A 19,877-nucleotide genomic window follows, 5' to 3' on the forward strand; every position below is an offset into this window, starting at 1 on the left:
GGGGTTGTGTCTGTCGGAGTCGACGCAACGGAGTGGCGGAGAGTTCTCGACCTGGCCAATTCCGGTGAGATAGTACTACATCCCGAGATCGGCAAGGGGTTGGACAAGGCCTGCGACGACTACTTGGACCGGCTGGACGCCATCCTGCAAATGGCGGACCGGGTCAAGATTATCGACGGTTTCGGCCCCTTTCCCTCAGGTCAGGTTCTCCGGGAGAAATTCGCCAGCAAGGCTGCTGGCACCGAGCAATCCTTGGACGCCGTCCTCATGCAGCACATCGACGCGGTAAAGATCGCGAAAGAGGTTGTCGCCAAAGCAATCGCGAACTTCGTGGAGCTGGACCAGTCGAGGGCCGACCAGTTCACCGGCTTGGACGCGCAACCATGACCTACGAGGAGTACCGCGCCCGGATCATCGCCGCGCAGGAGCAGTGGAATCGGGAGCGCGACACGATCTACGACTTCACCAGCCGGTTGGGCACATCGTTTCAAGGGGAGTACGAACCGCCGCGAATTCCGGGACCGGACAACTACGACAGTATGACGTTGGCGCAGATGGTCGACGCCGTGAACGCGATGCGGCCGGGTACGGTGCGCGAGGCGTCGGAGGCCTGGTTGAACATCGGGATGAATCTGACCGGTGCGATTCAGGCGTTCAACGAGCAGTTCGGCCGCACCGTGACCGGGGACGGCACGAATCCGGGCTGGACCGGGCAATCCGGGAAAGCGGCCGCGGACGCGGTGACGAACTACCGGAATCAGTCGGGGAATCTCGCGGATGCCGCGTGTCTGGTGAGTTTCAAGCTGTCGGAGATGCATACCGGTCTCGAGCAGACGCAGGCGTTGATGCCGCAGGCCACCGAACGCCCGGACCTGAGGGATAAGACGTTGCCCCAGGACGGTGTCATGAAGGCGGGCGATTACACCGAAGAGGAGGCGGCGCAGGAAGCGAGGCGGATTCTGCGGACGGTGTACGGCCAAGTCGCGAATCAGACCGACCACGGTGTGCCCGTCCTGCCCACGGCCCCACAGATCGCGGCAGATCCCGGGCAGCAGCCAAGTATCTCGTCACCTGGCGCTCCGAATACCTCCGCACCGCAGACGACGACTACCGAGTCGAACCAGCCCGAAGCCGCGCAACCGGAGACCACCGACCAATCCGACGGCGGCCCACGACAATCGCCCGAGACCAACCCCGCCACCACTCCGCAGGCAGTCACCCCGGCGGGTGTGGACCAGTCGACCGGCGTACAACCGACGACATCGACCACGCCGTCGACGACACCGAGCAGCACCACTACGCCGAGCCCGAACTTCACCACCGCTCCGGCGACGCCTGGTCGGCCCGGGACGACGAGCCCGAATACACCCGGGCGTCCCGGCACCCCCGTCGTATCCGGTGCACCGAACATCACCGGAACTCCCGCACCGGGCCGCAACGTCCCGGCCGGTCCGAAGCAGCCGAACGCGCTGCCGGCCGCCACGGCGACCGGAGCCCAGACGGCGCGAACCGGCGCGACCGGAACGAGCGGCATCGCCCCGGGGATGGGGTCTCGCGGCAAGCACGACGAACGCGAGACATCGGGCGTCAAGGACTACCTGGTCAACCAGCACAACGGCGAGGAACTCACCGGTCTGGATTCCTTGCCGAAGGCCGTTCCTCCGGTCATCGGAGACAACCCGCATGGCTGACTGGCGCTTCACCGGGCAGGAATTCGAAATCCTTTGGGCCGCCTATGGTCGCGACCGTCTGCCGTACCCGCTGCAATATCGTCCGGAAGAGATGGATTTCGCCGATCTGAAGCGTCAACGCGAGGAAGCGGTCGACGCGCTGCTCGGACGATACGCCGTCGGGCTGGAACAGGCGCTGGACGTATTGCTGGAGCCGGAGGTACGGGTCGAGTCCAAAGGCATGGGCGGCCCGGACATGTCGATCGTGTTCCGTTTCCACGGCGCGGTACGCGGGCAGGCCGGGGCCACCCTGGTCCAACTCCCCGGCCACGCACCGGACACCGGCGCTGACGTGATCGTGAGTTATTGCGCCGCAGGGCGGGTCGCCGCCAAAGCGGTGGCCGCGCTGCCGAAGATGCCCGCGGGCACGCATCCGCCGATCGAAGTGCGCCGCGAAGAAGTGACCGCCGATCGGGAACGGCCGGTGCGCAAGCCGTACGAGGTCGGCACCGTGGCGCGGCTGGACCAGATCTTCAAGCGGGAACGCCTCGGGCTGGGCGAGGTCACGGTGTTCGCCGGCCCGGCCGTCGACGCCCGCCCGAGTTTCGGGCGCGGTTTCTGGTGGATGGACTACACGGATGGCCGCTACTACGTGAGAACGGGCGACCCCATCGTCGCCAAACCGCTCGCCCCCGCCGCTATGGCGGCCGAGATCAACCGTCTCACCGTGCTGACCCAGCGTTACTACCGCGAGGACCGCGAACACGACGAGTACCTGCGCTCACAGCGATAAGGACCGCGCGAACGGCGGGTCCACCAGAGCCGTGGCTCCATCAATGATGGGCCGTCTCAGGGGCAGTCGGATCACGAGGTGCAATCCGACTGACCACGACCCGTCGCCATCCTCGACACGCGAGCGGCACGTCGAACTTCTCGGCGCGCCGCTCGCTCGCGCGGATCAGCGCGGCAGGCGCTCGATGATGGTGGCGTTGGCGGTGCCGCCGCCCTCGCAGATGGTGAGCAGGCCGTAGCGGCCCTCGATCCGTTCGAGCTCGTTGAGCAGCGTCGCGAAAAGCTTCGCGCCGGTCGCGCCGAGCGGGTGACCGAGGGCGATGGCGCCGCCGTTGACGTTGACCTTCTCGGGATTCGCGCCGGTCTCCTTCAGCCAGGACAGCACCACGGGCGCGAACGCTTCGTTGATCTCGATCACGTCGATGTCATCGATGGTGAGACCGGACTTCTCCAGCGCCCACTTGGTCGCCGGGATCGGCGCGGTGAGCATGTAGATCGGGTCCGCGCCGCGCGCGCTCACGTGGTGGATGCGCGCTCGCGGCGTCAAGCCGTACTCCCGCACCGCCCAGTCCGAAGCGAGCAGGGTGGCGCTGGCGCCGTCGGAGATCTGGCTGGCCACCGCGGCGGTCAGCGGGCTGCCCTCGGCCAGCGCGGGCAGCGAAGCCATCTTCTCCAGACTGGTCTCGCGCGGGCCCTGGTCGATCCAGAAATCGCCGACCGGCACGATCTCGTTGTCGAAGCGGCCGTTCTTGATCGCGTCGCGGGCCCGCTCGTGGCTGCGCAGCGCCCATCGTTCCATTTCCGCCCGGCTGATGTCCCACTTCTCGGCGATCAGCTGGGCCGCCCGGAACTGGGTCACCTCGGCGGTGCCGTAGCGGTGATCCCAGCCCTGCGACCCGACGAACGGCGAGTCGAAGCCGTACTCCTTGCCCGCGAACATGGCCGCGGAGATCGGGATCGCGCTCATGTTCTGCACGCCGCCCGCGACGATCACCTCGGCCGTGCCGCTCATGATGGCTTGGGCGCCGAAATTGATGGCCTGCTGGCTGGATCCGCACTGCCGGTCCACCGTTACGCCGGGCACCTCTTCGGGATAGCCCGCGGCCAGCCACATGGTGCGGCCGATGTTGCCCGCCTGGGGGCCGACGTTGTCGACGCAGCCGACGATGACATCGTCCACATTCCCCGGGTCGATCGGGTTGCGGTCCAGCAGGCCGCGCAGCGCGGCCGCGCCCAGATCGGCCGGGTGCACGCCCGCCAGTGCGCCGCCGCGCTTGCCGACCGGGGTGCGTACCGCATCGATCACGTAGGCGTCCCGCAGCGGGGCATACGGACGACGGGACGCGGAAGGTGCTGACATGTAAGGACTCCTACGTGGTGCGCTCGCCGGCGGTGAGTCCGTCGAGCACGATGGTCAGGTACTGCTTCGCGAGGTTCTCGACGGTGACCGAGCCGCCGGGGCGGTACCACCGCACCGCGACCCACACCGTGTCACGCAGGAACCGGTAGGCCAGTTCGACATCCAGCTCCGGCCGGAAGCTGCCGTCCTGGACGCCGTTGGTCAGCACCCGGTGCCACAGCTCGCGGAATTCGCGGTTGTACGCGGCGATGTAGGTGAACCGCTCCGAGTCGCGCAGCCGCTTCGCCTCGGCCTGGTAGATCGCCACCGCGGCGTGCCAGCGGTCGAACGACTCGTAGGACGCGAGCACCAAGGCTTCCAAGGTGTCTCGCGAACTCAGACCGGAGGCGACGATCTCGCGGTAGCGACCGAACAGTTCGTCCAAGAACCCGCGCAGGATCTCGTCCACCATCGACTCCTTGGAATCGAAGTGGTGATAGAGGCTCCCCGATAGGATCCCGGCCGCGTCGGCGATGTCGCGCACTGTGGTCGCGCGCAATCCCCGCTCGGCGAACAATTCGGCCGCCAAGGCGAGCAACTCGCTGCGCCGTGCTGATTTAGAGGCGTCTGGTGCGGGCACACGGCCATCATACAACCAAGCATTTGCTTGGTACAGCGGCCCCGTTCAACGGGCCGAATAGCGCAGCGGCGAGGACACCGAGAGATCGGCGAGCAGGCGATCGCAGATGATCACCGGCGAGACGCCCGCGCGCGCCATCCGGGCGACGAGCGCGAGACGACGTTCGCAGCTGTCCCACTCCACGGTGAGCTGACCGCGATCGGGACCGGCGTCCACCGTGGCCATCACCCGTGGCGGGCCGTCGCGCACCGGCTCCTCGCTCAGCTTGAGCACCATGCCGCGCTGCCAGGCGTGGTAGGTGTCCATGTCTGCCCCGATCACCAGTTTGTCGGTGGCAGCGCACAGGCCCTGCGCGATCTCGTCCGAGAAGGTCACCTGGTCGAAACGGAATTTCCGGCATTTCGCGACCACCGCGAGCAAGTCGGCGCGCACCTCGCACAGCAAGTCCGTCTGGCGCTGCCTGCGCTGCTCCTGCTCGCTCTCCGTACTGTCGGCGCTGAGTCCGATGCGCCGAGCGCGTTCGCGATCGCGCGCCAGATCGGCCCGCAGCGCGCCCCGCGGATCGCGGGCGACCTCTCCCTCGTCGACGGCGTGCTGCTCGAGAATCCGCGCGGCGGCCGTGGCGACCGCGCTTTCGGAGGTGTGCTCGATGAGCTCGGCGCCGAGGGTGAGGGCCGAGAGGACGAGGCTGTCGAGCCGTCGCCTGGCCAGCACGACTTCGCGCACCACATCGAGTTCCAGTTGTTCGCGGGCAGGTGGGCGATCGCGACCCATAGCCATCGCCCCCTTGAAGAGCGCTGATCCGATCTCATCCAGCATGGCACACCGCGCCGCGCTCCGGCTCGTCCTTTTCCACCTGATCAGCTGCCCATTTCACGCGGCAGCCGTGATGCGAGAAGGCGATCGCAATACGGCGTGGAAGATCTCTCCGGGCGTGGCGGACGAACGGCTGCTCGATGGTCGCCGGGGTGTGCTCGTCCGCCCCATGCTGAGCGGACGAGCCCGAAAAGCCCGTGGCTCAGGCACGTTGGCTGCTGATCGAAACCACCTCGCCGGTCAGGTAGGTGGTGTAGTCACTGGCCAGCATCGCGATCGTGGCGGCGACCTCCCAGGGCTCGGCCGCGCGGCCGAACGCCTCGCGCTCCGACAGCCGGTCGAGCAGCTCGGTCGAGCTGACCTTGTCCAGGAAGGCGTGCCTGGCGATGCTCGGGGCCACCGCGTTGATCCGGACGCCGAGTTCGGCAGCCTCGATTGCGCTGCACCTGGTCAACGCCATGACGCCCGCCTTGGCCGCCGCGTAGTGCGCCTGGCCGTACTGCGCGCGCCAGCCGAGCACGCTGGCGTTGTTCACGATCACGCCGCCGTGGCCCGCGTCGCGGAAGTAACCGAGGGCGGCCCTGGTGCAGCGGAAGGTGCCGTTGAGGGTGATGTCGAGGACGCGGTCCCACTGCTCGTCGGTCATGTCGACCACGGGCGTCTCCCCGCCCAGCCCGGCGTTGTTGACCATGATGTCGATGCGGCCGACGGCCTCGGCGGCGCCGCGGATCAGCGCGTTCACCTGTTCGGTGCTCTGCACGTCGCACGGGATCGAGGCGACCCGCCGGTCCGGGAACTCGGCGGCCAGCTCGGTCGCGGTCTCGGCCAGACGCCGCTCGTGCCAGTCGGAGACCACCACGTCCGCGCCCTCGGCCAGCAACCTGCGCGCGGTGGCCGAGCCGATGCCGGTGCCCGCCGCCGCGGTGATCACGGCCGAACGTCCGGTCAGCAGGCCGTGCCCAGGAACGGGCGCGGGGGCGACCGACAGCGGCCCGGTCACGGGCGGGCCTCGCGCGGCAGGCCGAGCACCCGCTCGGCGATGATGTTGCGCTGCACTTCGTTCGAACCTCCGTAGATGGTGTCGGCGCGGGTGAACAGATACAGCCGCTGCCATTCGTTGAGATCGTTCTCGCCCGCCACCAGGCCGCGGGCGCCGAGCACGGCCATCGCCAGCTCCCCCAGCCCGCGATGCCAGTTGGCCCACAGCAGTTTCGCCACCGAGGCCTGGCCCGCGCCGTCGTCCACGCCCGCGCCCTCCATCGTGCGCATGGCGTGCGCGCGCAGCACGCGCAACCCGACCCAGGCGCGGTCGATCCGGTCGGCGATCAGCGGGTCGTCGGCCGCGCCGGTGCGGCGGGCCAGAGCCTCGATGTCGGCCAGTTCGCGGGCGAACCGGATCTGCTGGCCCAAGGTGGAGATGCCGCGCTCGAAGGTGAGCGTGCCCATGGCGATCCGCCAGCCGTCGCCCGGCTCGCCGACCACCAGGTCGGCCGCGGTGCGGGCGTTGTCGAAGAAGACCTCGTTGAATTCCGAGGTCCCGGTCAGCTGGATGATCGGACGCACGTCGATCCCCGGCTGCCGCATCGGGACCAGCAGGTAGGACAGACCCTTGTGCCTGGCGGACCCGCGCTCGGTGCGGGCGACGACGAAGCACCAGTCGGCCACGTGAGCCAGCGACGTCCAGATCTTCTGCCCGTTGATCGACCACTCGTCGCCGTCCAGGTGCGCCGAGGTGGTGATGGCGGCCAGGTCGGAGCCGGCGCCGGGCTCCGAATAACCCTGGCACCACAGTTCGCTGACGTTGCGGATGCCGGGCAGGAAGCGGTCCTTCTGCGCCTGGGTGCCGAACGCGAGCAAGGTCGGGCCGAGCAGTTCCTCGCCGACGTGCGACACCCGCGCGGGGGCGTTCGCCTTGGCGTACTCCTCGTGGAAGATGACCTGCTGGCGCACCGTGGCCTCGCGGCCGCCGTACTCCTTCGGCCAGCCCAGGCAGGTCCACCCGGCCGCGGCCAGGTGCCGGTCCCAGGCCAGGCGTTCGTCGAACGCCTCGTGTTCGCGGCCGGGACCGCCGAGGCCGCGCAGCGCGCGGAATTCGCCGTTGAGGTTCTCCTCCAGCCACTCGCGCACTTCGGCGGCGAATCGCTCGTCCTGCACGGCGGAAAACCGCCCGTCCGGAGCGGCGGTGTCGGATTCTGAGGTCTGGATCGCACCCACGCCGGTAGGATAACCTACCAAGCACTTGCTTTGTAGAGTGCACGCATAACTCGCTCGCGGACGGTAAGGACAACCGTGACAACCCCTGCACAGACGACACCGATGGCACTGCACCACGCCGCTCGGACCTTCGGCGACGCCCCGGCGATCGCCGACGGCGAGGTGCGGCTGAACTGGGCCCAGTTGCTCGAAGCGGTCCAGGAAGTGGCACGGGCGCTCATCGCACGCGGGGTGCGGACGGGCGACCGGGTGGCCATGTGGGCGCCCAATACCCACCACTGGGTGATCGCCGCGCTCGCCGCGCACTACGCGGGCGCGGCGCTGGTGCCGCTGAACACCCGCTACGTGGCCGAGGAGGCCGCCGACGTGCTCGGACGGGTGGACGCGAAGGCCCTGTTCATCGCGGGGCCCTTCCTCGGCCGCGACCGCTTGGCCGAACTACGCACGTCCGACCTGGCCATCGACACGGTGGTGGTGATCCCGGTCGAACCCGGCACGGAGAACACCGACATCGCCGCGCTGGACTGGTCGGAACTCGCGACCGTCGCCGCGCCGGTCACCGTGGCCGAAGCCGAGGAACGCGCCGAGTCGGTCCGCCCCGACGACATCTCCGACATCTTGTTCACCTCCGGCACCACCGGCCGCAGCAAGGGCACGCTGGTCGCGCACCGGCAGGCGCTGTCGGTGGTGCGGGCCTGGGCGGAGTGCGCCACCTTGCGGGGCGACGACCGGTATCTGGTGGTGAACCCGTTCTTCCACAACTTCGGATACAAGGCGGGCATCCTCGCCTGCCTGGTCACGGGAGCCACGATCATCCCGCAGGTCACCTTCGACGTACCGGAGACGATGCGGCGGATCGGCGCGGAGCGGATCACCGTGCTGCCCGGCCCGCCGACGATCTACCAGACGATCCTGGATTTCCCGCGCCGCGCCGAATTCGACTTGAGCTCCCTGCGCGTGGCCGTCACCGGAGCGGCGACGGTGCCGGTGGTGCTGATCGAGCGGATGCGCTCGGAACTGGCCTTCGACGTCGTCATCACCGCCTACGGCCTGTCCGAGAGCGCGGGTTTCGGCACCATGTGCCGCGTCGACGACGACGCCGAGACCATCGCGAACACCTGCGGCAGGCCGATCGCGGGTTTCGAGTTGCGCCTCGGCGAGGCGGGCGAGGTCCTGCTGCGCGGGCCGAACGTGATGCTCGGATACCTGGACGACCCGGAAAGCACCGCGGAGACGATCGACGAGGACGGCTGGCTGCACACCGGCGACATCGGCACGGTCGACGACCGCGGATACCTGACGATCACCGACCGGCTCAAGGACATGTACATCTCCGGCGGCTTCAACGTCTACCCCGCCGAAGTGGAACAGGCGCTGGCCCGGCTGGACGGCGTGGCGGAGTCGGCGGTCATCGGCGTGCCCGACACCAGGATGGGCGAGGTGGGCAAGGCGTACGTGGTGCGCAAGCCCGGCTCGGGCCTGACCGAGGACCAGGTGCTCGCCCACGCCACCACCGTGCTGGCCAATTTCAAGGTGCCGCGGTTCGTCGAGTTCCGCGACCAGCTGCCCTACAGCGCCGCCGGGAAAGTGCTCAAGCGTCAACTACGTGAGGAGAAGTCGTAATGTCGGAACCGGCAATCCCGGACGAGGGTCCGGCGATCCCGGACGAAGGTGAGGTCGTCACCTACGAGCGGCGCGGACGCGTCGCGATCGTCACGCTGAACCGGCCGGACTACCGCAACGCGCAGAACTCGGTGATGACCTACGCCCTCGACGCCGCGTTCGAGCGCGCCGTGGAGGACCCCGAGGTCGGAGTGATCGTGCTCGCGGGCAACGGCAAACACTTCAGCGCCGGGCACGACATCGGCACGCCCGGCCGCGACCACCACGTGCGGTACCAGAACAAGGCCGCGCTGTGGTGGGACCACGTGGACCGGGCCGGCGGCGACCAGCGCTTCGCCCGCGAGCTCGAGGTCTACCTCGGCATGTGCAGGCGCTGGCGGGAGATCCCCAAGCCGACCATCGCCATGGTGCAGGGCGCCTGCATCGCGGGCGGGCTCATGCTGGCTTGGGTGTGCGATCTGATCATCGCCTCCGACGACGCGTTCTTCTCCGATCCCGTCGTCCGCATGGGCATTCCTGGCGTCGAGTACTTCGCGCATCCGTGGGTGATGGGTCCGCGCGCGGCCAAGGAGTTCCTGTTCACCGGCGACCGGTTCGGGGCCGCGCAGGCCAAGGAGTGGGGCATGGTCAACCGGGTGGTGCCGCGCGCCGAACTGGAGGCCGAAACCCTCGCGCTGGCCGAGAAGATCGCCACCATGCCGCAATTCGGTCTCGCGCTGACCAAGAAAGCGGTCAATCAGGCCGAGGACCTGATGGGCATGCGCTCGGGCATGGATTCGGTCTTCGGCCTGCACCACTTCGCGCACGCGCACAACGCCGAGGTCGGCGCCGACTCGCTGGGCGGCATGAACGCCAAGACGATGAAGGCCTCCGCGAGCACCGCAGAACAGAACGGAACGACCTAGTGGATCTGGATCTCGATCAGACGACCCAGGAATTCCAGCGGGAGGTCCGCGAATTCCTGGCCGCGAACAAACCCGCGAAACCGCTGCCCTCCATGGACACCAAGGCGGGATTCGAGGCGCACCGCGCGTGGGAGCGCACCCTCGCCGACGCACGGCTGTCGGTGGTGGCCTGGCCAGAGGAGTTCGGCGGGCGCGATGCCTCGCTGCTGGAGTGGGTGCTGTTCGAGCAGGAGTACTACGCGGCGGGCGCGCCGGGGCGGGTCAGTCAGAACGGCATATTCCTGCTGGCGCCAACGCTTTTCGAACACGGCACCACGGAACAGCTGGAACGGATCATGCCGCGGATGGCGCGCGGCGACGACATCTGGGCGCAGGCGTGGTCGGAGCCCGAAGCGGGCAGCGACCTGGCCGGTATCCGCTCGACCGCCCGGCGCACCAACGGCGGCTGGCTGCTGAGCGGCCAGAAAACGTGGAGTTCGCGCGCCGCCTTCGCGGACTGGGCATTCGGGCTGTTCCGCAGCGATCCCGAGGCCGAGCGGCACAAGGGCCTCACCTACGTGATGTTCCCGCTGACCGCCGACGGGGTCTCGGTGCGCCCGATCCCGCAGCTGGACGGCGAACCCGGCTTCGCGGAGATCTTCCTCGACGACGTGTTCGTGCCCGACCGCGACGTCATCGGCGCGCCCGGCGAGGGCTGGCGCGTGGCGATGAGCACCTCCAGCAACGAACGCGGCCTCTCGCTGCGCAGCCCCGGGCGGTTCAGCGCCACCGCGCGACGGCTGATCGATCTGTGGCGCGAGGCGGGCGACGAGGACAACACCGCGCAGCGCGACGCGGTGGTGGACGCCTGGATCGGCAGCGAGGCCTACCGGCTGCACACGTTCGGCACGGTCACCCGGCTCAACGAAGGCGGCAAGCTCGGCGCGGAATCCTCGATCACGAAGGTGTTCTGGTCCGAGCTGGACATCGCCATGCACGAGACCGCGCTCGAGGTGCTCGGTCCGGCGGCGGAACGTTCCGGGCCGTGGACGGACGGATACCTGTTCGCGCTGTCGGGACCGATCTACGCGGGCACCAACGAGATCCAGCGCAACATCATCGCCGAGCGGCTGCTCGGACTACCGAGAGGAAGCAGCCGATGAGATTCGCGCTCAGCCCCGAACAACTCGATTTCGCCGCCAGCCTGCGCAAACTGCTGGAGGCGGGCCGCGCGCCCTCCGCCGTGCGCGCGTGGGCGTCCGGCGACAGCGGGCCCGGTCGCGCGTTGATCCGGCAACTGGCCGAGGCCGGTGTGCTGGGTCTGGCGGTGGCGGAGGAGCACGGCGGCATCGGCGCCGAACCGATCGATCTGGTCGTGGCGTTCCAGGAGATCGGCCGGGCGGCCGTGCCGGGACCGGTGCTGGAGACCGCCGCCGCGATTCCGGCTCTGCTGCAAGCGCTTCCGGACCGGAATCCGGCCGCGCGCTGGCTGCCCGGGTTCGCGGAGGGCACGGCGCTGGGCACCGTCGCCTTCGCGAGCGGTGTCGCGCTGGACGCCGACACCGCCGAGGTGGTCCTGCTGGCCGGCGAGCAGCTGTCCATCGGGCACCGCGGCGGCCTGGTGCGATCGGTCGATCCCGCCCGCCGCCTGTTCACGGTCGCCGCGGCCGAGCCCGTCGCCGAGGGTGAGCAGGTCGCCGCGGCCGTGGCCGCCGGTTTCGACACCGGCGCGCTGGCCTGCGCGGCCCAGCTGCTCGGCGCGGGAAAGGCCCTGCTGCACGCGTCCACCGAATATGCCAAGCAGCGCAAGCAATTCGGTAAGCCGATCGGCGAGTTCCAGGCCGTGAAGCAGAAGCTGGCCGACGTGCTCATCGCGCTGGACCTGGCCGAGCCGCTGCTCTACCGTGCCGCGCTGACCATGACCGGACCAACTCGGGGTCGCGACGTCTCGGCCGCCGTGATCGCCTGCGGCGACGCCGCCTACCGCGCGGCCCGCACCGCGCTCCAGGTGCACGGCGCGATCGGCTACACCGCCGAGTACGACCTGTCGCTGTGGCTGACCAAGGTGACCGCGCTGCGTTCGGCCTGGGGCACACCGGACCTGCATCGCGCCCGGATCGCACGGGCGCTGCGGGAGGATACCGACCAGGAACGCGCCGAGCGAGGCATCGCATGAGCGGGCAGGCCCGGAGGCGGCAGCGAAGCGTAACCACGCAGGGCCCCGCTCATGCGAGACACACACACAGCATGAGCGGGCAGGCCCGGAGGCGGCAGCGAAGCGTAACCACGCAGGGCTGGCAGGAAGGACACCGATGAGCACCGCCGAACACCAGGAATTCCTCGCCTCGGTGCGGGCGCTGCTGACCAAGCACGCCGGGTCCGCGGCGGTGCGCGCCGCGATGGACACCGAACTCGGCTACGACCCGGCGCTGTGGCGGCTGCTGTGCGAGCAGATCGGCGTCGCGGCGCTGGCGATTCCCGAGGAATACGGCGGCTTCGGTGCGAGCCTGGTCGAATCCCTGCTGGTGGTAGGCGAATTGGGCCGCACGCTCGCCGGGGTTCCGATGCTCGGCTCGGCCGTTCTCGGTGGACAGGCGGTGCTGCTTTCGGGCGACGACGAAGCGTGCGCACGGCTACTGCCCGAGGTGGCGGAGGGCACGCGCACGATCGCGGTCTGCTGGGCCGACGAGCGCGGCTGGGACGAGCCGGGTGTGCACGAGACGGACGGCGCCCTCACCGGGACCGCGCACTACGTGCTCGACGGTATGTCGGCCGACACCTTCGTCGTCGTCACGCCGACCGGTCTGTTCGAGATCGAACCCACCGCGCCGGGCGTCACCCGCAGGCCCGCGCCCACCATGGACCCCACCCGCAAACTGGCCGAAGTCGGTTTCGCCGACGCGCACGCGCGACGGCTCGGCTCGGGTGACCAGTCCGGGACGGTCGCCCGGCTGCGCGAGATCGCGTGGGCGGCGGTGGCCGCGGAGCAGGTCGGCGCCGCCGGCCGCTGCCTGGAGACGACGGTCGACTACGCCAAATCCCGCGTGCAGTTCGGCCGGGTGATCGGCAGTTTCCAGGCGCTCAAGCACCGCATGGCGGACATGTACGTGCTGCTGGAATCGGCCCGATCCGCGTCCGTCGCGGCGACCGCGGCGGTGGCGGCGAACAGCCCGTCGGCCGCCGAGGACGTCTGGGTCGCCCGCGTGCACTGCTCGGAGGCGCTCACCGCCATCGCGGCCGAGACCGTCCAGTTGCACGGTGGCATCGCGATCACCTGGGAACACGACGCGCAACTGTTCTTCAAGCGCGCCCACGCGGACGCGCAGCTGTTCGGGGCCGCGCACCGCCCGATGACGCAGCCCGCCTGAGCCGGGTCAGGGCGCGCCGACCTGGTCGGCGGCGCGCCCTTCCTCGATAGGCTGTCCGGCGTGGTTTCGATGCACTAAGATGTGACAAGCGCCACACGCGCATGCCGGGGGATGCGTTTTCGAGTGGCACCGCAGGTCGGAATCGGTGCCGTAGCGAGTCGATATGCCGGCTCGCCTCCCAAAAGTCGTCGGGGCCCACCAGCCGGGAGGATGCCATGACGCAAACAGTGCATTCCGATCTCGAAGCATTACGGTCCACCATGGACGGGCCGGTGTACGGCCCAGCGGATACCGGGTACGACCGGGCCCGCGCCATCTGGAACGGGGACATAGACCGGCACCCCGCCGTGATCGCCCAGTGCCTGTCGCCGCGTGACGTGGCCGCGGCGTTGGCCTTCGGCCGGGACCGGGGGCTGGAGATATCCGTTCGCGGCGGCGGCCACTCCTACAGTGGGACCGCGGTCGGCGAAGGCGGCCTGATGATCAACCTGAGCGCCCTCAAGGGCGTCGTGGTGAATCCGGAAGCCGAGCGGGCCCGAGTCGGCGGCGGAGCGACGATGGCGGACATGGACGCCGCGACCCAGAAGTACGGGTTGGCGGTGACCGGCGGAGTGATCAGCGATACCGGCGTCGGCGGCCTCACCCTCGGCGGCGGCATGGGCTGGCTGACCCGCATGGCGGGGCTGGCCATCGACAACCTCGTCTCGGCGCAGGTGGTGCTCGCCGACGGCCAGGTGGTACGGGCGTCGGAGACCGAGAACGCGGAATTGTTCTGGGCATTGCGCGGCGGCGGCGGAAATTTCGGAGTGGTCACCGAATTCGAGTACCGCCTGCATCACGTCGGGCCGGAAATCCACCTCGGCTTGCTCTTCTGGGACATGCCGGACGGCACCGACGCACTCCGCCTGATCCGTGAGTTCATCCCCACTCTGCCGCGCCGGTCGGGAGCGTTGATCGCGCTGGCGATGTCGGCGCCGCCCGCGCCTTTCGTTCCGGAGCGATATCACGGTCACGCGGGCCATGCCCTGATCGTCGCCGGTTTCGGCACGGCCGAGGAGCATGCCGCCGCGGTGGCGCCGATCCGGAACGCCCTGCCGCCGCTGTTCGAATTCCGCACCCCGATGCCGTATGCCGGATTGCAACGGATGCTCGACGCGGCGGCGCCGTGGGGCCTGTACGGCTACGAGAAGGCGCTCGACCTCGACGATTTCTCCAACGACGCCATCGCGGTGCTGATCGCGAACGCGGCCAGGAAAACCGCGCCGCTGTCGTTCATGCCGATCTTCCCGCTCAGCGGCACGTTCAGCACTGTCGGTGAGGATGACACGGCATTCGGCGGCACGCGCCGTTCGCATTACGAGTGCAACATCACCGCGATCACTCCCGACACCGAGACGCTCGCGCTGGACCGGGAATGGGTGCGCACGACGTGGGATGCGCTGCGTCCATTGGCTTCCAACCAGGGCGGGTATGTCAATTTCATGGCCGACCCGGACCATGCCCGGGTTCGCGAATCGTACGGACGCACGAAATACGCGAAGCTGGCGCACATCAAAGCCGACTACGACCCGGGCAACGTCTTCCACCGCAACGCCAACATAGCCCCGGGCTGACCTCCGAGTTCACTCGTCCGAGCGTCTACGGGCCGCATCGGGGCGCAGGCCGTGCAGAACGATCCGCACGAGCCTGCGCCAATCACCGCTGCCGCTGCCGATGGTGGCGGACAACGCGCCGACGATCATGTAGACGTCCGCCACCGTGCAGTCGTCGCGCAATGTTCCCGCGGCTAGGTCCCGCTCGACGAGCTCGCCGATCACGTCCTCGAGCCTGCCGCGGGATTCGCCCCTCGGCTCGCTGCCCGCCGACTGCCGCGCCGTCTCGATCGCCGCCGACAAGCCCCGGTCGGCCGCCAGCACCTCGCCGACATGAAGCAGGTAGCGTGCGAGCCCCTCGCCGGGCTCGGCGCGCAGGCATTCGGTGCGGGCGAACTCCTCGATCTCGGCGAAGCGCTGCTCGGCCGCGGCCTCGATGAGGTCGGCATGGGTGGGGAAATGACGGTAGACGGTTCCGACGCCGACTCCGGCGGCGCGCGCGATCTCGGTCAGTGGCACGGCACTGCCGTGCTCGGCGAACAGCGTGCGCGCCACGGACACGATGCGGGCGCGGTTGAGCGTGGCGTCGGCGCGCTGCTTGCGGGCCGATGGTGGCCTTGACACTGACGATCCCTCCGTGTTTACGCTTCAAACGGAATCGGATTCCGGTTCCGTTTCATCGCTTCGAAGGGTAGCACTTCATGTCCCACAATCGTTTCCGCGTTCTGACCCCCGGCGAGGCACGGCCCGGCCGAGTGCCGCTGCCGCCCGCGTTCGCGGTGAAGGCCACCACCGCCGACACCGAGGGCAGGTTCTCCCTGCTGGAAGTGACCCTCGCGCGCGATATTCCCCGGCACACACACCACGTCGCGGACGAATGCGTCTACGTGCTCGAAGGAACGCTCGACGTCGAGTTCGACGACCGAACCCTTTCCGCGACGGAAGGCATGTTCGTGTTGCTGCCACACGGCGTGCCGCATGCCCTGCGCTGCGGATCGCAGCCGCCGCCACGAGTGCTGCAGATCTCCTCGCCCGGCGGCTGGGAGTGCTATCTGGAGGACCTTTTCGAAGCCGGAGCATCGGTGCTGACCGAGGGCGTGCTGGATCCGGTGAAGATCAATCCCATCGCGGCGGCATATGACATCCACTACGAAGAATCGGCGAGTCCCGTTGCCGGACAGGTCGATTGACTCCCTCACCGCCGACTTGGGCAACCCGGCGGAACCCACCGTTCCGTCGGGATCCACCTCATGTGGCCGACTTCACCGCAGATAGATAGTTAGCCTATGTAATAATATTTCTCGTGCGGCAAGCTCAGGTGAACGTAGCGGATGACATCGTCGTCGACCTTCTCGTCACCGCGGGCAGGCTCACTCGGCTGGCCGGGGTGATCAGCGGCGACGACCTGCCGCGGGCCATGTTGCGGGCGCTGGCGGTGCTCGACGAACACGGCGCGCTGCGCGTCAGCGAATTCGCCAGAATCGACCGATGTTCACAGCCGGCGGCAACGGCGCTGATCGGCAAGCTGGTCGCGGAAGGCTACGCGACCCGGCGCAAGGACCCGGAGGACTTCCGGGCCGTGATCGTCGAACTCACCCCGGCCGGGCGGACCCGGCTGGCCGAGTTCCGCCGCGCATTCGCCACCGCGATCGGCGAACACCTGCCCGGCTTCGACACCGAGCGACTGGCCCGGCTGGACACCGAACTGCACGACCTGCTGGAGGCCCTGAAAACGGCTACGCGACAGCACGATCCGATCTCGAGGGAACACCGATGAGCACTTTGGCTCCCACCCGCGCCCCGGTCGCGGACAACACCAAGCAACCGAAAGCCGTCTGGGCGGTCGCGTTCGCGAGCGTGATCGCGTTCATGGGCATCGGCCTCGTCGATCCCATTCTCAAACCGATCGGCGAGCAACTGAACGCGTCCCCGTCCCAGGTGTCGCTGCTGTTCACCAGCTACATGCTGGTGACCGGCGTGGCCATGCTGGTCACCGGCGTGGTGTCCAGTCGCTTCGGCGCGAAGAAGACGCTGCTGGCGGGGTTGACGATCATCATCGTGTTCGCGGCGCTGGCCGGTATGTCGAATACGGTGGCGCAGATCGTCGGTTTCCGCGCGGGCTGGGGCCTGGGCAACGCGCTGTTCATCGCCACGGCGCTGGCCACCATCGTCGGCGCGGCCAGCGGCGGCGTTGCCCGCGCGATCATCCTCTACGAGGCGGCGCTCGGCATCGGCATCGCGACCGGTCCGCTGGTCGGCGGCGTGCTCGGCGGAATCAGCTGGCGCGGACCGTTCTTCGGCGTATCGGTGCTGATGGCCATCGCGCTGGTGAGCATCGTCGTCCTGCTGCCGGAAGGGCCCAAGCCGACGCATCACACCTCGATCGCCGCGCCGTTCCGCGCCTTGCGCTACCGGGGGCTGCTGATCGTGAGCATCACCGCCCTGCTGTACAACTTCGGCTTCTTCACCCTGCTCGCCTACACCCCGTTCCCGCTGGATATGGGCACCTATGCGATCGGCTTCATCTTCTGCGGCTGGGGTGTACTGCTGGCGATCGCGTCGGTCTTCCTCGCTCCCCGGTTGCAGCGCCGGTTCGGTTCGCTGCCGATGATGGGACTCTCCCTGGGCCTGTTCGCCGCCGACCTGGCGACGATGGCCGTGTTCGCCGAGCACAAGCCGGTGCTGATCGTCGGCACCGTGCTGGCAGGCCTGTTCCTCGGCGTGAACAACACGCTGATCACCGAGGCCGTGATGATCTCCGCGCCGGTGGAGCGGTCCACCGCCTCGGCGGCCTACAGCTTCGTCCGCTTCGCGGGCGGCGCCGCGGCGCCCTACCTCGCGGGCAAGCTCGGCGAGCACAGCGTCTCGCTGCCGTTCTGGGTGGGCGCGGCGTGCACCGCCGCCGCAGTCGTCGTCCTGCTCGCCGGGCGCGCCGCCTTGGCCCACCTCGACGACCACGATCCCGCACCGCACAGCGTCGAGGAAGCCCAGGCCATCACGGTCGGCGACGACTGATCCCCGCGCGCACCGAAGGCAGCCGCCAGCGTGGCTGCCTTCGCCGTTTCCGCACCCTGGCGCGGGCCGGTGCGAGGAGTACGGTCAGGAGATATGACCGAAGCGAAGCGGGGGCGCGTCAGCGTCGAGACCAGCCAGAAGCGTGTGCGCGTCTATCTGGGCGGGCACTTGGTGGCCGACAGCGCGCGGCCGGTGCTGGTCTGGGAGAACCCGCACTATCCGACCTACTATCTGCCCGTCACCGACCTGCGCGCCAAGCTCGAACCGAACGGGCAGACCCAGCACTCCACCAGCCGCGGCGACGCGACGGTCTACGACCTCATGGTCGACGGCACCACAGCGGGCGGGGCGGCGCTGCGCTACCACGACTCGCCGCTGACCGAATTGCGCGAGCTGGTTCGCTTGGAGTGGGGCGCGATGGACGAGTGGTTCGAGGAGGACGAACCGATCTACGTCCACCCGCGCAACCCGTACTCGCGCGTCGACATCCTGGCCAGCTCCCGGCATGTGCGGGTGGAGATCGACGGGGTCACCGTGGCCGACTCGCACGGGCCGCGCATTCTCTTCGAAACGGGTCTGCCCGCGCGGTACTACCTGCCGATGACGGACGTCCGCATGGATCTGCTGTTTCCGTCGGCCACCCACACCAGCTGCCCGTACAAGGGCACCGCCGACTACTGGACCGTCCGCGTCGGCGGCAACGAGTATCCCGACTATGTGTGGGGCTACCGCACGCCGCTTCCGGAGAGCCAGAAGGTCGCCGGGCTGGTCTGCTTCTACAACGAGAAGGTCGACATCTACGTCGACGGGGAACTCCAGGAAAGGCCGCGCTCGCCGTTCAGCTGAGTTCGGCGACAGCCCGCGAGTCTCGCCCCTTTCGGCGTCGTTCCCCTCGGTCATCACGTCACACGGCGCTGGCAGGGATCAGTCCTCGCGCCGCGCGCACTTGCCGGTCCGGTCGAGCGATATGCGGCGGCCCGGTCAGACCGCGACCAATGGCGGACTGTCGGCCGCACGGCGGTATTGGCCCGGCGCCACGCCGTATTCGCGTTTGAAGGCCTTCGCGAAGGCGAACTCCGAGGCGTATCCGACCCGGCGGGCCACCGCGCCGAGACTGCTGTCGGTGTCCCGGAGCAGACGAGCGGCGGTCAGCATGCGCCAGCGGGTCACGTAAGCCAGGGGCGGTTCGCCGACCGTCGCGAGGAAGCGACGCGCGAGGGTGGCGCGAGAGACGCCCGCGATGTCACCGAGGTCGGCGACGGTCCAGGCGCGGGCCGGTTCCTCGTGCACCGCGCGCAGCGCCGCCGCGACCGCGGGATCGGCGAAGGCGCCCGCCCAGCCCGAGGAGCACAGGTCGGACTGCTCGTCGAACCAGGCCCGCAGGATGAACAGCAGCAACGTCTCGAGGATCGCGGGCACGGCCGCGTCGCTGCCCGGACGGGGCTCGGCGATCTCCGCGGCCAGCAGGTCGACCGCGCCGCGCAGCGCGGGATGTCGCCCCGGACGCGCGGGCAGATGGATGAACTCGGGCAACTCGTCGAGGATCGGATGGGTGCGGCTGCGGCCGAGTTCATAAGCGCCGCACAGCAAGGCGGTCCGCACGCCCGGCCCTACGATCTCCCGTGGCTCACCGGGCTGCGCGGTCTCCGTGACCGGGGTGTCCAGACTGTCCACCAAGTCGTGGTCGGCCCCGCGCGGCATGAACAGCACGTCCCCCACGCCGAGTGCAATGGGTTCGCCGTCCGGCGGCACCACCCAGCAAGAGCCCTGCAAGACCACGTGGAAACCCGCGCCCGGCACTACCGGGTACCGCCGACCCCACGGAGCGTGCCGGATGAACAGGCCGGAGGTGGGACTGCCGGTGCGGATGGCCGCGATGGTCTCGCTGAGAATATCCACCCATTCACCGTAGCACTCTGCAGTT

At 69.0% G+C, this 19,877-nt stretch carries 20 protein-coding genes; 13 read left to right on the forward strand and 7 right to left on the reverse strand.

Annotated features, from left to right (window positions below; translation table 11 throughout):
- Window positions 1–6: 6 nt before the first annotated feature.
- From ACL03I_RS23000 to ACL03I_RS23010, 3 genes are read left to right on the forward strand one after another with little or no spacing between them, the layout of a single operon-like run.
- Window positions 7–387: a hypothetical protein gene (locus ACL03I_RS23000; protein ID WP_355076840.1), complete on the forward strand. Its 381-nt coding sequence runs from the start codon at window positions 7–9 to the stop codon at window positions 385–387.
- Window positions 384–1,691, forward strand: coding sequence for a hypothetical protein (locus ACL03I_RS23005; protein WP_412806929.1), 1,308 nt, complete (start codon window positions 384–386; stop codon window positions 1,689–1,691). Before ACL03I_RS23000 ends, ACL03I_RS23005 begins: the two co-directional genes overlap by 4 nt.
- Entirely contained in the window at window positions 1,684–2,463 is a 780-nt protein-coding gene (locus ACL03I_RS23010; RefSeq protein WP_412806930.1) for an ESX secretion-associated protein EspG, read from the forward strand. The genes ACL03I_RS23005 and ACL03I_RS23010 overlap by 8 nt, the downstream gene beginning before the upstream one ends.
- Window positions 2,464–2,628: 165 nt before the next feature.
- Here ACL03I_RS23010 and ACL03I_RS23015 read toward each other — a convergent pair whose 3' ends face one another.
- The 5 genes from ACL03I_RS23015 to ACL03I_RS23035 form a co-directional block, all read right to left on the reverse strand.
- Entirely contained in the window at window positions 2,629–3,822 is a 1,194-nt protein-coding gene (locus tag ACL03I_RS23015) for an acetyl-CoA C-acetyltransferase (protein WP_397074318.1), read from the reverse strand.
- A gap of 10 nt (window positions 3,823–3,832) precedes the next feature.
- Window positions 3,833–4,441: a TetR/AcrR family transcriptional regulator gene (locus tag ACL03I_RS23020; protein WP_355076835.1), complete on the reverse strand. Its 609-nt coding sequence runs from the start codon at window positions 4,439–4,441 to the stop codon at window positions 3,833–3,835.
- A gap of 45 nt (window positions 4,442–4,486) precedes the next feature.
- Window positions 4,487–5,260, reverse strand: coding sequence for a hypothetical protein (locus ACL03I_RS23025; protein ID WP_412806931.1), 774 nt, complete (start codon window positions 5,258–5,260; stop codon window positions 4,487–4,489).
- Between the two features lie 199 nt (window positions 5,261–5,459).
- Entirely contained in the window at window positions 5,460–6,257 is a 798-nt protein-coding gene (locus ACL03I_RS23030; RefSeq protein WP_355076832.1) for an SDR family oxidoreductase, read from the reverse strand.
- Entirely contained in the window at window positions 6,254–7,471 is a 1,218-nt protein-coding gene (locus ACL03I_RS23035; protein WP_364425164.1) for an acyl-CoA dehydrogenase family protein, read from the reverse strand. Before ACL03I_RS23035 ends, ACL03I_RS23030 begins: the two co-directional genes overlap by 4 nt.
- A gap of 75 nt (window positions 7,472–7,546) precedes the next feature.
- On the opposite strand from ACL03I_RS23035, the gene ACL03I_RS23040 reads away from it, so the two are divergent.
- The 6 genes from ACL03I_RS23040 to ACL03I_RS23065 all read left to right on the forward strand — a co-directional run bounded on the left by ACL03I_RS23040 (window position 7,547) and on the right by ACL03I_RS23065 (window position 14,959).
- A complete protein-coding gene (locus tag ACL03I_RS23040; RefSeq protein WP_412806932.1) occupies window positions 7,547–9,094 on the forward strand; it encodes a FadD3 family acyl-CoA ligase in 1,548 nt (515 codons plus the stop codon).
- Window positions 9,094–9,999 (forward strand): enoyl-CoA hydratase, encoded by a 906-nt coding sequence (locus ACL03I_RS23045; RefSeq protein WP_412806933.1) that lies wholly within the window; start codon window positions 9,094–9,096, stop codon window positions 9,997–9,999. Before ACL03I_RS23040 ends, ACL03I_RS23045 begins: the two co-directional genes overlap by 1 nt.
- Window positions 9,999–11,141: an acyl-CoA dehydrogenase family protein gene (locus ACL03I_RS23050; RefSeq protein WP_412806934.1), complete on the forward strand. Its 1,143-nt coding sequence runs from the start codon at window positions 9,999–10,001 to the stop codon at window positions 11,139–11,141. Before ACL03I_RS23045 ends, ACL03I_RS23050 begins: the two co-directional genes overlap by 1 nt.
- The gene (locus tag ACL03I_RS23055) at window positions 11,138–12,154 is read left to right on the forward strand and encodes an acyl-CoA dehydrogenase family protein (protein ID WP_412806935.1); all 1,017 of its coding nucleotides are present in this window, start codon (window positions 11,138–11,140) and stop codon (window positions 12,152–12,154) included. The genes ACL03I_RS23050 and ACL03I_RS23055 overlap by 4 nt, the downstream gene beginning before the upstream one ends.
- A gap of 136 nt (window positions 12,155–12,290) precedes the next feature.
- A complete protein-coding gene (locus ACL03I_RS23060; protein ID WP_412806936.1) occupies window positions 12,291–13,346 on the forward strand; it encodes an acyl-CoA dehydrogenase family protein in 1,056 nt (351 codons plus the stop codon).
- 215 nt (window positions 13,347–13,561) lie between these two features.
- On the forward strand, window positions 13,562–14,959 hold the full coding sequence (locus ACL03I_RS23065) for an FAD-binding oxidoreductase (protein ID WP_355076821.1): 1,398 nt from the start codon (window positions 13,562–13,564) through the stop codon (window positions 14,957–14,959).
- A gap of 9 nt (window positions 14,960–14,968) precedes the next feature.
- Here the strand turns inward: ACL03I_RS23065 and ACL03I_RS23070 are convergent, their stop codons facing one another.
- Complete coding sequence (locus ACL03I_RS23070; protein ID WP_412806937.1) at window positions 14,969–15,562, reverse strand: TetR/AcrR family transcriptional regulator; 594 nt, start codon at window positions 15,560–15,562, stop codon at window positions 14,969–14,971.
- Between the two features lie 77 nt (window positions 15,563–15,639).
- Between ACL03I_RS23070 and ACL03I_RS23075 the strand changes: the two genes are divergently transcribed.
- The 4 genes from ACL03I_RS23075 to ACL03I_RS23090 all read left to right on the forward strand — a co-directional run bounded on the left by ACL03I_RS23075 (window position 15,640) and on the right by ACL03I_RS23090 (window position 18,799).
- Window positions 15,640–16,128 carry a cupin domain-containing protein gene (locus ACL03I_RS23075; RefSeq protein ID WP_355076817.1) on the forward strand — a complete coding sequence of 163 codons (489 nt, stop codon included), beginning with the start codon at window positions 15,640–15,642 and terminating at the stop codon, window positions 16,126–16,128.
- 113 nt (window positions 16,129–16,241) lie between these two features.
- Window positions 16,242–16,715, forward strand: coding sequence for a MarR family winged helix-turn-helix transcriptional regulator (locus ACL03I_RS23080; protein ID WP_355076815.1), 474 nt, complete (start codon window positions 16,242–16,244; stop codon window positions 16,713–16,715).
- Entirely contained in the window at window positions 16,712–17,953 is a 1,242-nt protein-coding gene (locus tag ACL03I_RS23085; RefSeq protein ID WP_356963602.1) for an MFS transporter, read from the forward strand. The genes ACL03I_RS23080 and ACL03I_RS23085 overlap by 4 nt, the downstream gene beginning before the upstream one ends.
- A gap of 93 nt (window positions 17,954–18,046) precedes the next feature.
- Window positions 18,047–18,799, forward strand: a complete 753-nt coding sequence (locus ACL03I_RS23090; RefSeq protein ID WP_355076813.1) for a DUF427 domain-containing protein — start codon at window positions 18,047–18,049, stop codon at window positions 18,797–18,799.
- Between the two features lie 135 nt (window positions 18,800–18,934).
- On the opposite strand, the gene ACL03I_RS23095 is transcribed toward ACL03I_RS23090, so the two are convergent.
- Window positions 18,935–19,852 carry an AraC family transcriptional regulator gene (locus ACL03I_RS23095; protein WP_412806938.1) on the reverse strand — a complete coding sequence of 306 codons (918 nt, stop codon included), beginning with the start codon at window positions 19,850–19,852 and terminating at the stop codon, window positions 18,935–18,937.
- Between the last annotated feature and the right edge of the window lie 25 nt (window positions 19,853–19,877).

The sequence above is a fragment of the Nocardia sichangensis genome, from assembly GCF_047200615.1.
GTDB lineage: Bacteria > Actinomycetota > Actinomycetes > Mycobacteriales > Mycobacteriaceae > Nocardia > Nocardia sichangensis.

Bases quoted from the DNA above. Each gene is read 5' to 3' on its own strand.
- ACL03I_RS23005 (WP_412806929.1), top strand. From the start codon at position 384: ATGACCTACGAGGAGTACCGCGCCCGGATCATCGCCGCGCAGGAGCAG.
- ACL03I_RS23010 (WP_412806930.1), top strand. From the start codon at position 1,684: ATGGCTGACTGGCGCTTCACCGGGCAGGAATTCGAAATCCTTTGGGCC.
- ACL03I_RS23015 (WP_397074318.1), bottom strand. From the start codon at position 3,822: ATGTCAGCACCTTCCGCGTCCCGTCGTCCGTATGCCCCGCTGCGGGAC.
- ACL03I_RS23025 (WP_412806931.1), bottom strand. From the start codon at position 5,260: ATGCTGGATGAGATCGGATCAGCGCTCTTCAAGGGGGCGATGGCTATG.
- ACL03I_RS23045 (WP_412806933.1), top strand. From the start codon at position 9,094: ATGTCGGAACCGGCAATCCCGGACGAGGGTCCGGCGATCCCGGACGAA.
- ACL03I_RS23055 (WP_412806935.1), top strand. From the start codon at position 11,138: ATGAGATTCGCGCTCAGCCCCGAACAACTCGATTTCGCCGCCAGCCTG.
- ACL03I_RS23060 (WP_412806936.1), top strand. From the start codon at position 12,291: ATGAGCACCGCCGAACACCAGGAATTCCTCGCCTCGGTGCGGGCGCTG.
- ACL03I_RS23065 (WP_355076821.1), top strand. From the start codon at position 13,562: ATGACGCAAACAGTGCATTCCGATCTCGAAGCATTACGGTCCACCATG.
- ACL03I_RS23075 (WP_355076817.1), top strand. From the start codon at position 15,640: ATGTCCCACAATCGTTTCCGCGTTCTGACCCCCGGCGAGGCACGGCCC.
- ACL03I_RS23085 (WP_356963602.1), top strand. From the start codon at position 16,712: ATGAGCACTTTGGCTCCCACCCGCGCCCCGGTCGCGGACAACACCAAG.
- ACL03I_RS23090 (WP_355076813.1), top strand. From the start codon at position 18,047: ATGACCGAAGCGAAGCGGGGGCGCGTCAGCGTCGAGACCAGCCAGAAG.